15 protein-coding genes are annotated in these 14,746 nt (G+C 68.1%); 4 read left to right on the top strand and 11 right to left on the bottom strand.

What is annotated here, in order from left to right:
* Positions 1-55 precede the first annotated feature (55 nt).
* Positions 56-1,477 (bottom strand): glutamate--tRNA ligase, encoded by a 1,422-nt coding sequence (gene gltX, locus ASF49_RS07630; RefSeq protein WP_056470185.1) that lies wholly within the window; start codon positions 1,475-1,477, stop codon positions 56-58.
* Between the two features lie 182 nt (positions 1,478-1,659).
* Here gltX and ASF49_RS07625 point away from each other — a divergent pair, with 182 nt between their 5' ends.
* Entirely contained in the window at positions 1,660-3,939 is a 2,280-nt protein-coding gene (locus tag ASF49_RS07625; RefSeq protein WP_082510978.1) for a ComEC/Rec2 family competence protein, read from the top strand.
* On the opposite strand, the gene lexA is transcribed toward ASF49_RS07625, so the two are convergent.
* Complete coding sequence (lexA, locus tag ASF49_RS07620) at positions 3,933-4,685, bottom strand: transcriptional repressor LexA (RefSeq protein ID WP_056470182.1); 753 nt, start codon at positions 4,683-4,685, stop codon at positions 3,933-3,935. The genes ASF49_RS07625 and lexA overlap by 7 nt on opposite strands.
* A 236-nt stretch (positions 4,686-4,921) precedes the next feature.
* Positions 4,922-5,713 (bottom strand): DUF937 domain-containing protein, encoded by a 792-nt coding sequence (locus ASF49_RS07615; RefSeq protein WP_056470179.1) that lies wholly within the window; start codon positions 5,711-5,713, stop codon positions 4,922-4,924.
* A gap of 165 nt (positions 5,714-5,878) precedes the next feature.
* On the opposite strand from ASF49_RS07615, the gene sfsA reads away from it, so the two are divergent.
* Positions 5,879-6,586, top strand: a complete 708-nt coding sequence (sfsA, locus tag ASF49_RS07610) for a DNA/RNA nuclease SfsA (RefSeq protein ID WP_056470176.1) — start codon at positions 5,879-5,881, stop codon at positions 6,584-6,586.
* A gap of 50 nt (positions 6,587-6,636) precedes the next feature.
* Here sfsA and ASF49_RS07605 read toward each other — a convergent pair whose 3' ends face one another.
* Entirely contained in the window at positions 6,637-7,467 is an 831-nt protein-coding gene (locus tag ASF49_RS07605) for an FkbM family methyltransferase (protein WP_056470173.1), read from the bottom strand.
* Between the two features lie 346 nt (positions 7,468-7,813).
* Here ASF49_RS07605 and ASF49_RS07600 point away from each other — a divergent pair, with 346 nt between their 5' ends.
* Positions 7,814-9,079, top strand: a complete 1,266-nt coding sequence (locus ASF49_RS07600; protein WP_056470170.1) for an outer membrane beta-barrel protein — start codon at positions 7,814-7,816, stop codon at positions 9,077-9,079.
* Positions 9,080-9,231: 152 nt separating this feature from the next.
* Positions 9,232-9,996: an alpha/beta fold hydrolase gene (locus ASF49_RS07595; protein WP_056470167.1), complete on the top strand. Its 765-nt coding sequence runs from the start codon at positions 9,232-9,234 to the stop codon at positions 9,994-9,996.
* A 16-nt stretch (positions 9,997-10,012) separates the two neighbouring features.
* On the opposite strand, the gene ASF49_RS07590 is transcribed toward ASF49_RS07595, so the two are convergent.
* The 7 genes from ASF49_RS07590 to ASF49_RS07560 form a co-directional block, all read right to left on the bottom strand.
* On the bottom strand, positions 10,013-10,774 hold the full coding sequence (locus tag ASF49_RS07590) for an ABC transporter permease (RefSeq protein WP_056470163.1): 762 nt from the start codon (positions 10,772-10,774) through the stop codon (positions 10,013-10,015).
* Positions 10,771-11,697 carry an ABC transporter ATP-binding protein gene (locus ASF49_RS07585; RefSeq protein ID WP_056470160.1) on the bottom strand — a complete coding sequence of 309 codons (927 nt, stop codon included), beginning with the start codon at positions 11,695-11,697 and terminating at the stop codon, positions 10,771-10,773. Before ASF49_RS07585 ends, ASF49_RS07590 begins: the two co-directional genes overlap by 4 nt.
* Positions 11,698-11,825: 128 nt before the next feature.
* The gene (locus tag ASF49_RS07580) at positions 11,826-12,311 is read right to left on the bottom strand and encodes a F0F1 ATP synthase subunit B family protein (RefSeq protein ID WP_200930021.1); all 486 of its coding nucleotides are present in this window, start codon (positions 12,309-12,311) and stop codon (positions 11,826-11,828) included.
* Positions 12,312-12,398: 87 nt separating this feature from the next.
* A complete protein-coding gene (locus ASF49_RS07575) occupies positions 12,399-12,962 on the bottom strand; it encodes a F0F1 ATP synthase subunit B family protein (protein ID WP_056470154.1) in 564 nt (187 codons plus the stop codon).
* Between the two features lie 109 nt (positions 12,963-13,071).
* Positions 13,072-13,299: a F0F1 ATP synthase subunit C gene (locus ASF49_RS07570; protein WP_018044493.1), complete on the bottom strand. Its 228-nt coding sequence runs from the start codon at positions 13,297-13,299 to the stop codon at positions 13,072-13,074.
* 109 nt (positions 13,300-13,408) lie between these two features.
* Positions 13,409-14,164 carry a F0F1 ATP synthase subunit A gene (locus tag ASF49_RS07565; RefSeq protein ID WP_056470150.1) on the bottom strand — a complete coding sequence of 252 codons (756 nt, stop codon included), beginning with the start codon at positions 14,162-14,164 and terminating at the stop codon, positions 13,409-13,411.
* 115 nt (positions 14,165-14,279) lie between these two features.
* On the bottom strand, positions 14,280-14,654 hold the full coding sequence (locus tag ASF49_RS07560; protein ID WP_056470147.1) for an AtpZ/AtpI family protein: 375 nt from the start codon (positions 14,652-14,654) through the stop codon (positions 14,280-14,282).
* Positions 14,655-14,746: the final 92 nt, after the last annotated feature.

Below are 14,746 nucleotides of genomic sequence, written 5' to 3'. Positions count from 1 at the left end.
GTCATTCTTGCGCACGAAATGCCGAACCGAATCGGCAATTTTGTGCGCTGCGATCTCAGCCGATCTGGTCGCGCAGGCGGCCGAGGCATTCCTCGCGACCGAGAACGGCCATTACGTCGAAGACGGGCGGCGAGGTGGCGCGCCCGGTGAGCGCAGCCCGCAGGGGCTGCGCGATCTGGCCGAGCTTGAGCCCGTTGGTCTCGGCGAAGTGCCGGACCGCGCCTTCGGTGGTGGCGGCGGTCCAATCGGACAGCGCTTCGAGACCGGGCAGGAGCGTGGCGAGACGATCCCGAGCCTCGTCGCCGAGAAGCCCCTTCGCCTTCTCGTCGGGTACCAGGGGGCGGGCGGCGGTGAGGTAGTAAGCGCTGTCGAGAAGTTCGACGAGGGTCTTGGCGCGCTCCTTCAGACCCGGCATCGCGGCGGTGAGCGTCGCGCGCAGGGACGGGCTCATGGGCACCGCGATCCCCCGTGCCGGACCGAGGACCGGCAGCACATCGTCGATCGCCGCGACGAGGTCGGCATCGGCGGCGCCCCGGATGTAGAGTCCGTTGAGATTCTCCAATTTGGCGAAATCGAATCGGGCCGGCGAGCGACCGATCGCCTTGAGGTCGAATGCGGCGACCATCTCCTCGGTGGAGAACACTTCCTGGTCGCCATGGCTCCAGCCGAGGCGCACGAGGTAGTTGCGCAGGGCGCTCGGCAAGTAGCCGAGGTCGCGATAAGCGTCGACGCCCAGGGCGCCGTGGCGCTTCGAGAGCTTGGCGCCGTCGGCCCCGTGGATCAGCGGAATATGCGCCATGGCGGGCGCCTCCCACCCCAGGGCGTCGTAGATCTGGCGTTGGCGCGCGGCGTTCGTGAGATGGTCGTCGCCTCGGATGACCTGCGTCACGCCCATGTCGTGGTCGTCCACCACCACGGCGAGCATGTAGGTCGGATTGCCGTCCGAGCGCAGCAGCACGAGATCGTCGAGATCCTTGTTCTGCCAGACCACGCGCCCCTGCACGCCGTCCTCGACCACCGTCTCGCCGGCGGTGGGCGCGCGCAGGCGAATCACCGGCTTGACGCCGGAAGGCGCCTCCGACGGATCGCGGTCGCGCCAGCGGCCGTCATAGCGCAGGGGCCGTCCCTCCGCCCGGGCGGCCTCGCGCATGGCCGTCAGTTCCTCGGGCGTGGCATAGCAGCGATAGGCATTGCCGGAGGCCAGCAGAGCCTCGGCGGCCTCCCGGTGACGGGCGGCACGGGCATACTGGTAGATGACATCCCCATCCCAATCGAGGCCGAGCCAGCGCATGCCGTCGAGGATCGCGTCGATGGCGCCCTGGGTCGAACGTTCCCGGTCGGTGTCCTCGATACGTAGCAGCATGCGACCGCCGAAGCGGCGGGCATAGAGCCAGTTGAACAGGGCCGTGCGAGCACCGCCGATGTGGAGGTAACCCGTAGGCGAGGGCGCGAAGCGCGTGACGACGGCTGACGACATCAATCTGGACTTGAATGGCTCGTGAAACGGGCGGGAAGCGGATCGACCGGCCCGGAACCGCGCGTGTAGCATGCGCGAGGGCCAGCGTTAAGAAATCGTCCAGTTCCCCGGGTCGCAGGACCCGAGGCTCGCCGCGCACATCGCTGCCTCCTCGATAGGGACATGGGCCGGAGGTTCACGCGATGGCACAGGCACGTGCGGCGGCTGCGATGGGGCGCATCACGCGCCACCTCGCCGCGCGTCGACCAGGTGCCGGCCTCGTCGTCGCTTGGCTGCGCACCGGGTGGACCCGCGAGATCGAGCAGCGCCGCCTGTTCGCATGGATTGCCGTCGCGTTCGGCTGTGGCATCCTGGTGTTCTTCCTGGGCACCCGAGGGACACCGTCGCTCCTGGCGCCGCTCGTGGCGGCGGCCCTGTTGGCCGGGACGACTCCGTTCCTCGCGAGCCGTCCGATCGGGCTCGCCCTCGCGGTCGCAGCCATCGCGGCGTTCCTCGGCTTCGCGGCGGCAACGGCGCGGGTGCAGCGCGTCAGCGGTCCGATCCTGGCCCGCACCACCATCGCGCCCCTGCTCGGAACCATCGAGGGGTTGGACGAGCGGGAGGAAGGCGCACGCCTGATCATCCGCGTCGAGCGCTTCGGCACGCTTGGCTCCGAGGTCCGGCCGGCCCGGGTGCGCGTCTCCTACCGCAAGGCGAACACCTTGAAGCCCGGCGACCGCATCGCCGCGACCGCGCGGCTGCTCCCGCCACCGGAAGCCGCCCGGCCCGGTGGCTACGACTTCGCCCGGGATGCCTTCTTCCGCGAGATCGGCGCGGTCGGCTCGCTCGTCGGTAAGATCGAGGTGCGGCCGATGCCCGAAACCGCGGATCGGCAGTTCCGCCTCGCCGCCGCCGTCGACGCGGCGCGGAACGCCCTGACGCGCCGGATCACGGATGCCAATGGCGGGCAGGCCGGAGCCGTGGCGGCAGCCCTCGTCACGGGCAAGCGCGGACTGATCAGCGGCGAGACCAACGATATCCTGCGCGCCGCCGGAATCTACCACGTCGTCTCGATCTCTGGTCTGCACATGGTCCTGGCGGCCGGCGTGGTGTTCTGGCTCGTGCGTGCGCTGCTGGCCATCCTGCCGTACGCAGCGTTGCAGTGGCCGATCAAGAAGCTCGCGGCGATCGTCGCCATGGTGGGCGTGACGGCCTATTGCGTCTTCTCCGGCTGGGACATCGCGGCCGAGCGGTCGCTGATCATGACCCTGGTGATGCTCGGCGCGATCCTGGTCGACCGGCCGGCCCTCAGCATGCGGAACTTGGCGATCGCCGCCCTGATCGCCCTGGCGCGCGAGCCGGAGGGGCTCCTCGGCCCGAGCTTCCAGATGTCGTTCGGAGCGGTCACCGGCCTGATCGCCTGCGCACCGCTGATCGGCGGCCGCGGGCTGCGCCGCGATGGGATCGGCCTGCTGCCCCGCGCTTTCGCTCTGGTGGTCACGGCGATCGTCGGCACCCTGGCGACGACCCTCGTCGCACAGATCGCCACGGCCCCCTTCGCGACGTATCATTTCCAGACGATCCAGCCCTTCGGACTCGTGGGGAATGCGCTCACCCTGCCGCTGGTCTCCCTGGCCGTGATGCCGTCGGCCGTCCTCGGCATCCTCGCCTATCCGTTTGCCCTGGATCAGCCGGTCTGGTGGGCGATGGGCCTCGCTGTACGAGGGATGCTGACGATCTCCACCTGGATCGCGGGCTTCGGGCACGCGGTCGTGGTGATTCCGGCGTTCGGCGCGGGTGCTCTCGGTCTCATGGCAACCGCGCTGATCGTCCTGACCTTCCCGGCCTCGTCGTTGCGCTGGCTCGGCCTGCTTCCGGCGGCAATCGGCATCGCCTGCGCGGCCACTCCGGATCGCCACGACATCTACATCGATCGCGAGGGGGCGGGTGCGGCGATCCGGGACCGCAGCGGGCGGCTCGCCACTCTGGGGCGGCCACCCTCCTTCGTCCTCGGGCAATGGCTGAAGGCCGATGGCGACGGCCGCAAGGTGGAGGACGTCCCAGCGTTTCAGGGCGCGCGCTGCGATCGCCTCGGCTGCACCCTGATCACGCCAGACGGCCGCGCGCTCGCGCTGACCACCGACAAGCGCGCGCTGGGGGAGGATTGTGCCAGGGCCGAGATCCTGATCTCCCGGCAATCCGCCCCTTCAGGCTGTGCCGCGCCGATCATCGTCGATCGGAATTTCCTGCAGTCGCACGGCGCGACGTCGATTCGCCTCGCCCGCGATGGCCCGGCGCTCGCGACGGCCAAGCGTCCCGGTGACCTCGTCCCCTGGCGCGCGAATTGGTCACGGAAATCGACGGAAGCGGTAGCGACCCCATCGGACCTATTCAGCCCGCCGAAGCCGCGGGCGGCGCCGGACCGAACTGGCGATCCGTCGGATCCGTCCGGTGACGAACCGGACGGCGAGAGCCTTCAGTAGCGACGTACCAAGCTGACCAGGCGCCCCTGGATCTGGACCCGGTCCGGACCGAGCACGCGCGTCTCGTAGGCCGGGTTCGCGGCTTCCAGGGCGATGGATGAACCGCGCCGACGCAGGCGCTTCAGGGTCGCCTCCTCGTCGTCAATGAGCGCCACGATGATGTCGCCGGTATTGGCGGTGTCCTGCTTGCGGATGACCACGAGGTCCCCATCGAGGATTCCCGCCTCGATCATCGAGTCGCCGCGCACCTCCAGGGCGTAATGTTCGCCGCCGGCGAGGAAGTCCGGCGACATCGTCACCGAGTGACTCTGTTCCTGGATGGCCGAGATCGGCGTTCCGGCCGCGATCCGGCCCATCACCGGGATGGTCACCGCCCGGCCACTCTCATCGGTCGCCTGCGTCGTCGGCAGGCGGGACACCGAGGCACCCGCCGGCAAGCCCTTGCCCTTGCCGCCTTCGACCACGCTCGGCGTGAAGCGGCGCACCTCGGGAGCCGGAGCGGCGCGGGACACACCCGCGCTCCCGCCCAGGCTCTCCGGCATGCGGATCACCTCGATGGCGCGCGCCCGATTCGGCAGCCGGCGCAGGAAGCCGCGCTCCTCGAGGGCCGTGATCAGGCGGTGGATACCCGATTTCGACTTCAGATCGAGGGCGTCCTTCATCTCGTCGAAGGACGGAGGAACGCCGCTCTCGCGCATCCGAAGCTGGATGAACTGGAGCAGGTCCAGCTGCTTACGCGTCAACATGCGGGACACTCTTCGTTAGCGCCACGAAACGCGGCGGATGGCACCAGAAACAAACCACGAACACGTTAAACGTTCCGTAAGTGTTCTGCAAGGGTTCCTGTCAAGCGCCCTCGAGATGCCGGGGGTAGCCGGAACCGCGCCGTGGGCAGATCCCGTCACGGACGACCTTTGCCGCGGATGCGTCGCGGACCTGGCCCGATCGGGAGCGGCCCGTCGCCGACGACCGTGTGGTGGCGCTACGACGTCCGGGTCCGTCCGCTCCGGGGCTTGGCACCGGGGGCCTCGCCCCGCGCCTCGGTGGAAGCGCGGGGATCCTGCCAGAAGGTGTCGAACAGGCGCTGCATGGCGCGCGCGTTTTCCTGCTGCACCTCCAGGCCGGTCTGGAACATCTGCTGCATCACGTCGAAGGGGGCGTCCGCAGCAGCCTTGTCAGGTGCATCGGCCCCTGGTCGTGACGGGGCCGTGAGCCGGGGCGGCGTCGGGCGCGCCCGCGCCTGAGGCGGCGAGGGCGGGGGACTCGCGGCGGAGGCGCCCGATTTCAGGAATGCCTCCATCATCTCCGACCAGGCGTTGGGGGGAAAGCCGAAGGGATTCGCCTCGGCGCGCGGGGACGGCGCAGGCGCAGGCGCAGGCGCCTGATTGATCATGACGTGGACGATCCCAGCCACCACCATACCGGCCATGACCGGCAGCATCTGCTTCAGGGCCGGCATCGCGACGCCGCTGACGGTCGCCGCCTGCTGCAGCACCGCCTGGCTGAGATGCGGCGAGCCGAACAACTGCTTGACCAGCATGTCCATCTGCGGCGTCGCGCTCGGTGCCATGGGGGCAGTCGGCCCCACGAGGTTGAACAGGTGGGCGAAGCCGGTGGGATCGTGAGCGACGTTGCGCTGCAGGCCCATGGTCAGCGCCGGCATCAGAGCCTCCATCGCACGCAGGCTCTGTTCCGGCGACAGGCCGAATTGCCGTCCGAATCCCTGCGCATTGGCGCCCGCCTGCGCCTGGAGAATGTCGAACAGATTGAACATGGCGGCCTCGCGGACGAACAGCGGCTTTCCCGGCTAACGACCCGGGGCGCGCCCCACGAATTCTGTCGCATCCGGGAAGCACTGACCAGCCCAGGCGCCTCAGGACTGCCCGATTCCGCGCCGACGGGAGCCCGCATCAACCTGTTTCTTGCCCCGGATCCGCCGATGCGCTTCTCCGCGCCCCTGATCGAGGCGCGCCTCGTGCGTCGCTACAAGCGCTTTCTGGCCGACATGGAACTGGGCGACGGCTCCCTGGTCACCGCCCACTGCCCCAATCCCGGGGCGATGCTGGGCCTCGCGGTTCCGGGCGCGCGCGCACTCGTGTCCGAGACCCGCAGCCCGACGCGCAAGCTGGCTTTCTCCTGGGAACTGGTGGAGGCGGACCTGCCCGGCGGGCGGCAATGGGTGGGCATCAACACGATGCGGCCGAACGCCCTGGTGGCGGAGGCCTTCGCGGACGGCAGCCTGCCGGTGCCCGGCGGCTACACCGTCCTGCGCCCGGAAGTCCGCTACGCGCAGGCCAGCCGCGTCGACTTCCTCGCCACGGGCGAGGGAATGCTGCCATGCCACGTCGAGGTGAAGAACTGCCACCTGATGCGCCGGGCCGGCCTCGCGGAGTTCCCGGATTGCGTCGCCGCTCGCAGCGCCCGCCACATGGCGGACCTGGCTGCGGTCGTGGAGGCCGGGGGCCGCGCGATGGTCGTCATCGTCGTGCAGATGTGGGCCGACCGCTTCGACGTGGCCCGGGACCTCGACCCAGCCTTCGACCGGGCGTTCCAGGCCGCACGGGCCGCTGGCGTCGCCGTGCACGCCCATCGTTGCCGCATCGGCCCCGGCGGGATCACCATCGCCGACGCCATCCCGGTACTGTAGGCCACTCGGCTCGGCGAGAGCCGGCTCGGAAGAGGGGGAACGACGCGCCATCAGGCGGCCCGCTCGAAGATCAGGTTGAGGCGCGTGCGGGCGATCCGGCGATAGCCGTGCTGTTCCAGGAGGGCAGGCAGGTCGATCTGCCACTGATCGGTGCCGTTCTCGACGATGAGCAGGCCCGGCCTGAGTGCGGCCGGGGCCGCCCGCAGGAACGGCTCCAGGATCAGGTCCTCGGCCCCTTCGACGTCGAGTTTCATGGCGTCGATACGCTCGATCCCCTCGCCGCGGGCAAGATCGAGCAGTGGCAGGGCCGGCACCCGGATCTGCGCGCCTTCGTTCGTCCCGACGATCTTCAAGCTCGATTCGCCCCGGTTGCGCGGATCGACGAACAGGGTGAGTTCGCCGGCCTTGTCGGCGACGGCACACGCCACCGCCTTCACCGTCCCGAACGGATTCTGAGCGATGTTGTAGGTCAGGCGGTCGAATACGTCCGGCTGCGGCTCGACTGCGAGGATGCGCGCGCGCGGCCCTGCGAAGGCTGCCACGAACAGCGCATAGGCACCGATATTTGCGCCGATATCGAGGAAGGTGCAGCCCGGCCGAAGCTTCGAGCGCAGGAGTTCACGCTCCTCCGGATCGAAGAATTGCGGCGTGAAGAGCACCTTCTTCTCGCAGTTGTTGTTGTAGGGGTAGAGCCGCATGCGCGCGCCGTAGCGCTCGACGTCGAGGGGGGCGCCCCGCAAAAGGCCGATCGCCACCCGGCGCAGGAACAGGGCGAGGCGCCGGCCCGCCCAACTGGCGTAGGAGATCCGCCCCGTCTGCTGGGCGATGCGGGCGACGAGGCCGGTGGGAGCGTAGGTGCCGTAGGGCTGCGTGTGTTTCATCGTGCCTGCTGATGCCAGCGCGCGGGCGCGGCGGCAAGCGAAGGCGACACGATCGCGTCCGCACGGAGTCGATGCCGGACGCCGAAACTCTCTCAGCGTGCGAATGGAAACCGGGGAACGGCTGCGCCACCTGTCCAGCTAGAAAACCTTCCTGCAAGCTGGGCCAAATTCCCGGAATCGGCCTTCCAAGGCCAAAGCTGTTCCATTGTGGCAACACCACGACCGAAACCAGTATGGGCGGGGCTAGATTGCCTTAAAAGTAGGCGCATGCACAAAGGATAGCTTTGCCGTAGCAGGGAACCTTTGAGAACGTCGCCACAACGCAGATTCCTCCGCAGAGTTCCCCATGATCATGCACCGCTCGCTTCTCGTCCTCTCGGCCGTCCTGCTATCGTCGGTCTGTGCCTTCGCAGCCGACATCCCGGCGAAGGTGCTGGCCGTTCCGGCTTCCCCGGCCTCCTGCAAGGCCGAGATCACGTTCCCGGCCTATGGCGGCTTCATCAAGCAGAACCCGAACCCGGCCTGCCTGACGCTGGGCGGCTTCGGCGACATCTATGTCGGCGGCGCGGTGAGCGGGTACTTCTACGATCAGAGCACCGTGACGACCATTGCGCTCCCGGGCATCGCCGCCGATCGCTATGCACGCGCCGACTTCTCGAACCTGATGGGCTTCATCCAGAAGGCCGACGGTCCGTTCCAGTTCTACGCCGCCTTCGGCGCCTACTCGATCCCGGGCCTCGGCGCGCCGATCTTCAGCGCCATCGACCAGACCAACGTGCTCTTCTCGCCGGCTCCGATCGTCTTCGGCAAGTACGTGATCAACGACAACTGGTCGGTCCAGGGTGGCCGGATGCCGACCCTGATCGGCTCGGAACTGCCCTTCACCTTCCAGAACCTCAACATCTCGCGCGGCCTGCTCTTCGCGCAGGAAAACATCATCAACCACGGCGTGCAGGTGAACTACTCCGACGGTCCGTGGGCCGCCTCGTTCGCCGCGACAGACGGCTTCTTCTCCGGCGAGATCAACTGGGTTACGGGTGCGATCACCTACAAGATCGACTCCGCCAACACGATCGGCATCAACGGCGGTACGCATTTCAGCAAATACAACGGCTTCGACTTCTCCACGCCGGCCGGCAACCGCAACCTGTTCGCCACGCCCACGACGCTCCAGAACAGCAGCATCGTCAGCGCCAACTACACCTACGCCGACGGCCCCTGGATCGTGACGCCGTACATCCAGTACACCAACGTCGAGCGGAACGACGCGCTCTTCCTCACCGGCGCCGAGACCTTCGGCGCGGCCCTGCTCGCCGGTTACGCCTTCACGGACAAGTTCTCCCTGGCCGGGCGCGTCGAGTACATCACCCAGAGCGGCAACCGGAACAACCCGTTTGGCCGGACTAACATCCTCTACGGCGCCGGCAGCTCGGCCTTCTCCTTCACGGTGACGCCGACCTTCACCCTCGACCGCTACTTTCTTCGCGGCGAGTTCTCGACCGTGCAGCTCTACGACATCACCGATTTCGGTGGCTTCGGCACCGGCTTCGGCCGCAACGGCCTGAAGACGTCGCAGGAGCGCTACATGATCGAGACCGGCATCACCTTCTGATCCCGGCATCCGGTCCAAACAGTCCAACGCGGCGGCAGGGGCGACCTGCCGCCGCTTTCATTTCGGGGTCAGCGTCACGCCGGGGCTTCCGTCCGCGCGCGCGCCGGTCCAAGGAGACGGGCACCATGCCCCGACCCATAAGGCCCGAGCCCATGCAGAGCTTCGATTCCGACGGCGTCGCCATCGCGTATATCGACGTGCCGGCGGTGGGTGGCCCCGGCGACCCGGTCCTTCTGATCCACGGCTTCGCCTCGAACCACGCGGTGAACTGGGTCAACACCCTCTGGGTCCGCACCCTGACGCAGGCCGGCTACCGGGCGGTCGCCTTCGACAACCGGGGGCACGGCGAGAGCCAGAAGCTCTACGATCCGGAGGCCTACGGCGCCGACCTGATGGCCCAGGACGCGCGCCGCCTGCTCGACCATCTCGGGATCGAACGCGCCGACGTGATGGGCTACTCGATGGGCGCGCGCATCGCCGCTTTCCTTGCCCTCGACGCGCCGCAGCGCGTGCGCTCGCTGCTCCTCGGCGGCCTCGGCCTGCACCTCGTGGAAGGCAAGGGCCTGCCGGATGGGATCGCCGAAGCCCTGGAAGCGGATCCCGGCGCACCCGCGCCGAACCCGACGGCCGCCGCGTTCCGCACCTTCGCCGAGCAGACGAAGAGCGACCTGCGGGCGCTCGCCGCCTGCATGCGCGGCTCGCGCCAGGCCCTGTCGCGCGCCGAGGTCGCGGAGATCCTGACACCCACCCTGGTCACGACGGGCACCTTCGACATGGTCTCGGGCTCTGGTCCGGCGCTGGCGGCCCTGTTCCCGAACGCCACCGCTCTCGAACTGCAGAACCGCGACCACAGCACGGCCGTGGGCGATCGCGGCCACAGGACGGGCGTGCTCGATTTCCTGTCCCGGCGCCCCTGACGGGACGCCCGGCGCCTCAGCTCTTCAGACGGTAGCCTGTCCGGAAGATCCAGGTCACGCCGGCCAAGCACAGAACGAGGAAGACCAGCGCCATGGCGAGGCTGATGCCGACGCCGACATCCGAGGTGCCGAAGAAGGCCCAGCGGAAGCCGCTGATGAGGTAGACTACCGGGTTGGCGAGACTCACCGCCCGCCAGAACGGCGGCAGCATCTCGATGGCGTAGAAGCTGCCGCCGAGGAAAGTCAGCGGCGTCACGATCAGGAGCGGCACCAATTGCAGCTTCTCGAAGCCGTCGGCCCAGAGGCCGATGAGGAAGCCGAACAGGCTGAAGGTCACCGCGGTGAGGAGCAGGAATAGCACCATCACGAACGGATGCTCGATGCGCAGGGGCACGAACAGGGCGGCGGTCGCCAGGATTATCAGCCCGATGAGGATCGATTTCGAGGCCGCGGCACCGACATAGCCGAGCACGATCTCAAGGGGCGAGACCGGAGCCGACAGGATTTCGTAGATCGTTCCGGCAAAACGCGGGAAGTAGATGCCGAACGAGGCGTTGGCGATGCTCTGCGTCAGCAACGAGAGCATCATGAGCCCGGGCACGATGAAGGCGCCGTACGCCACACCGTCAACCGAGGCGACGCGCGAGCCGATGGCAGCGCCGAAGACGACGAAGTACAGCGAGGTGGCGATGACCGGGGCAACGATGCTCTGCAGCGCCGTGCGCCAGAAGCGCGCCATCTCGAAGCCGTAGATGGCGCGGACCGCGTACCAGTTCATGCGCGTTCCTTCACGAGGTCGACAAAGATCTCCTCCAGCGAGGACTGGCTGGTCTGGAGGTCGCGAAAACGGATGCCGGCGGCGGCGAGGTCTGCCAGCAGCGCGGTGATCCCGGTCCGCTCGCCCTTTGTGTCATAGGTGTAGACCAGGTCCTGGCCGCCCGGCTTCAGGGTCAGGTCGTGCCGCGCCAGGGCCGGGGGCAGGGCCGCAAGGGGCTCCTGCAAGTTCAGGGTCATCTGCTTCTTGCCGAGCTTGCGCATCAGCTCGGCCTTCTCCTCCACCAGGATAATCTCACCCTTGCGGATCACTCCGATGCGATCGGCCATCTCCTCGGCCTCGTCGATGTAGTGAGTGGTCAGGATGATGGTGACACCCTTGTCGCGCAGGGAGCGCACGAGGCGCCACATGTCCCGGCGCAACTCCACATCGACGCCGGCGGTGGGCTCGTCGAGGAACAGGATTCGCGGCTCGTGGCTCAGCGCCTTGGCGATAAGCACCCGGCGCTTCATGCCACCCGACAGGGTCATGATTCGCGCGTCGCGCTTCTCCCACAGGGAGAGGTCGCGCAGCACGCGCTCGATATGCGCAGGATCCGGCCGCAGTCCGTAGAGCCCGCGGCTGAAGCTCGTCGTGGCCCACACCGTCTCGAAGGCATCAGTGGTGAGCTCTTGCGGCACGAGACCGATGAGGCGGCGGGCCTGGCGGTAATCCCGGCCGATGTCGTGCCCACCGGCGAGAATGCGGCCGGCGCTCGCCGTCACGATGCCGCAGAGGATGCTGATCAGCGTTGTCTTGCCAGCCCCGTTTGGACCGAGCAGGGCGAAGATCTCGCCCTCCGCAATCTCGAGGTTGATGCCGTTGAGGGCCTTAAGGCCCGAAGCGTAGACCTTGGACAGATTCTGGATCGAGATGATCGGCTGCATCGGGACTCCGCTGCGGCATGGTGCCGGCGCGATCGGGGCGGCCTTTTAGCACGCCCACCTCGCAAGTCGGTCCTGAAAACGAGAAAGCCGCCTCGCGGCGGCTTTCCCTGGGCTCGTGATGATGGCGATCAAGCCCACAGGCGGGTCCGGACTTCGCCGAGGCTTTGCCGGACAAGATCCTGGGCCGCGTCGCCCTGCATGCGCTCGCGCAGGATCACCTCGGAGACCTTCACCGCGGCATCGGCGGCAGCGGCCCGGACCTGGGCGGTCGCCTGAATCTCGGCCTGGGCGATCTTGGTCTCGGCCGACTTGGTGCGGCGGGCGATGAAGTCGTTCAGGCGGGCATGGCCCTCGTCGGCGATGCGCTGAGCCTCCTCGCGGGCGGAAGCGACGATGGCCTCGGCCTCCCGCTCGGCCTCGGCGCGACGCTTCTTGTAGTCGGCGAGGACGCCGGCGGCCTCCTCACGCAGGCGACGCGCCTCGTCGAGTTCGTGGCGGACGCGCTTGGCGCGCCCATCGAGGCCCTTGGTGACCTGGTTGAAGCCGCCGACCTTCCAGACCACGGCCATGAACAGGACGAAGGCGACTGCGACCCAGAATTCGGCTTCCAACAACATGCTCGTCGTCCCAACTCGATGGTGTCCGGCGGGGTCTTCCGCGTCAGGTGGCCCTGCCGGTCAGATATGGTTTGGCGTCCCGCCTCAGTGCGGGAAGGCGACGCTGTCGAGAGCCTTGGCCAGGGCGGCCTCGTCCGGGCTGCGGCCGGTCAGGCGCTCCACGATCGCCGAGGCGGTCTCGCCGGCGATGCCGCGAACGTTGCCCATGGCCTCGGTGGTGCGCGTGCGCAGGGTCGCCTCGGAGGCGGCGATGCGCGCGTTCAACTCAGCCTCGAGCGCCTTGCGCTTGGTCTCGGCTTCCTGCGTCAGCGCCGTGCGGGTCTCCAGGGCGATGGCCTGGGCCTTGGCCTGCGCGTCGCTGAGGGATTTCTCGTAGGCCGCACCGGCGGCATCCGCCTCGGCCTTCAGGCGCTGGGCCTCGTCGAGGTCGCTCGACAGGCGCACGGCGCGGTCGTGCAGGATGGCCTGGATGCGCGGCAGCGCGATCTTGTCCATCAGGTAGTAGAGCAGCCCGAAGGCCAGAGCGAGCCAGATGAGCTGGGACGCGAAGGTGTGGCTCTCGAAGGGCGGGAAGCCGCCGCCGTGCTCGGCGGCCGGCGTCGCGGCGAAGCCTTCATGCGTTGCGGTCGAATGGGCCGGCTGAGCCATGACGTCCTTCGCGTAAAATCAAGGAGTGGGGACCGGACACCTCTGCCATCCCTGCGGGAGGCGGCGTCCGGTCCGGTATCGGTTCGAGATCCGAGACGACGAGCGTGTCTTAGACGGCGAACAGGAGCAGCAGCGCGACGAGCAGCGAGAAGATGCCGAGCGCTTCCGTGAGGGCGAAGCCGAGGAGCAGGTTGCCGCGCTGGCCGTCGGCGGCCGACGGGTTGCGGAGCGCGCCGGCGTAGAACTGGCCGAAGAGGTTGCCGAGGCCGATGGCGGCCCCCGCCATGCCGAGACAGGCGAGGCCGGCACCGATGTACTTGGCAGCTAAGGGATCCATCAAATTGCTCCTGGTGTCCGTGTCGTCGTTGCGTGGAGAGAAATCCGGCCTGCGACCGCGGACCGGGGACGGAAGGGGGTATCCCGGCCGATGGCCGGGAGGCCCCGGCTCAGTGGCCGGGATGCAGGGCGTCGCTGAGATAGATCGAGGCGAGCGTCGCGAAGACGTAGGCCTGCAGACCGGCGACGAGGAATTCGAGGGCCGTGACGGCGACGCTGAGGGCCAGCGGCAGCGGCGAGATCGCACCCCAGGCACCGGCGGCGAGCAGCGCCGGGACGAAGCCCGCGAAGATCTTGAGCGCGATGTGGCCGGCGAGCACGTTGGCGAAGAGACGGACGGCGAGGCTGATCGGGCGCGAGATGAAGGACACGATCTCGATGGCGACGATCATCGGCATGAGCCACCCGGGCACGCCCGAGGGCACGAACACCTTCAGGAACTTCGTGCCGTGGGCCATGAAGCCGTACACGATGACGGTGCCGATCACGAGCAGCGCCAGCGCGAAGGTGACGATGATGTGGCTGGTCACCGCGAAGGCGTAGGGGATCATCCCCAGCATGTTGAGCACGAGCACGAACATGAAGAGCGAGAAGATCAGCGGCATGAACCGCTCGGAACCGTGTCCGGCAGACTGGCGCAGGGTCGAGCCGATGAACTCGTAGAAGAGTTCGGCCATCGACTGCATGCGGCCCGGCACCACCGAACGGCGGGCGGTGGCGACGACGGTGATCAGCGCGATGATCCCGACGGCCGCGAACATGTAGAGCGCGGACTGGGTGAACGCGATCTCCTGGTTGCCGATATGACCGAAGGAGACCAGCGGCTTGAGCTCGAACTGGTGGATCGGATCCATCTTTACGGCCATTGCCGCTCCCGTCCTTCTGAATCTCGGCCGGCCAGACGGCCCGCCACCACCGGTGCCGCGTGAGCGGCATGCTTCGCATTCGATCCGCCGCAGACGCGGCGCTTCCAGAGAACCGCTAGCGGTCCCGATCCTTCGTCGGCGCCTTGGGAAGAGACCCCGAGACGCGCATGACGTTGTAGACGCCGGTGGCGAACCCCAACATCAGCAGGACGATCAGTCCCCAGGGTTTCGTCCCGAGGTAACGATCGAACATCCAACCGAGAATGCCCCCGGCGAGGACGCCCGCGATGAACTCGGTCGAGAGCCGCATCGCCTGGCCGAGAGGAGAGGGCCCGGCCGCAGAACCGGGACGCGTCGAATGATCGGGAGTGGCGCTCGGCCGCTTCCGCTCAATCTGCGTCTCAAGACGTTTGAGCCTCTGAGAGAGGTCCGCGTCCAGTGCTTTCTTCCGCCCGTCCCCGCCTTCGTCCGCTGTTTCGTTGCCGCTCACGGCGAGAACTCACATTGGCGAGAGCGGAGGGAACCGGCGGAACGCCTCCTTCAAGCGGGGCGCACCATAGTTTCGCCCACCTTGGGTGTCAA

This window comes from Methylobacterium sp. Leaf104 (genome assembly GCF_001422885.1).
Classification (GTDB): Bacteria; Pseudomonadota; Alphaproteobacteria; order Rhizobiales; family Beijerinckiaceae; genus Methylobacterium.
Note: the sequence above shows the minus strand (reverse complement) of the source record. Positions and strands in the feature narration are given on the sequence as shown.